The organism is Yersinia pekkanenii (genome assembly GCF_001152565.1).
Taxonomy (GTDB): Bacteria; Pseudomonadota; Gammaproteobacteria; order Enterobacterales; family Enterobacteriaceae; genus Yersinia; species Yersinia pekkanenii.
Genome location: NZ_CQAZ01000216.1, coordinates 1 through 466 on the forward strand (window position 1 = coordinate 1; position 466 = coordinate 466).

The following is a 466-nucleotide window of genomic DNA, read 5'->3' on the forward strand; positions in this document are numbered from 1 at the left end:
CTGTCGTTGCTACCTCGCCCTTTGCCGCGACTGAACTGACCGAGAGATAGGATTAACCACTGAGAGGGGAGAAGCAGCATGAACACACAAGAACGTCAACGTCAAAACCGCCACGCCAAAACATCCCAAAAGATATGGTTTAAAAGCCAACACAGGGAAATATCGGTGTGCTGATGTTTTCTGCAAAAGTACCCGATAAGCGTTGAGTAGAACCATTTCAGCGTCTGACAGACCGTCAGGCAGATAAACCCGCAAAAGTAAGGAGATACATCATGGCAGAACGTGGCGTAAACAAGGTCATTTTAGTCGGAAACTTGGGACAAGATCCCGACGTTCGTTACATGCCAAATGGGGGCGCAGTTGCCAGCATCACAGTGGCAACGTCCGAAGCATGGCGCGACAAACTCTCTGGCGAACAAAAAGAAAAAACAGAGTGGCACCGTGTTGTGTTGTTCGGAAAGTTGGC

General features: G+C 49.1%; 1 protein-coding gene. It reads left to right on the plus strand.

The window, feature by feature from the left end; genetic code table 11:
- Nucleotides 1-272: 272 nt before the first annotated feature.
- Nucleotides 273-466, plus strand: a 194-nt coding sequence (gene ssb / locus AEP37_RS24040; RefSeq protein WP_049615697.1) for a single-stranded DNA-binding protein, incomplete at its 3' end; no start/stop codon positions are given.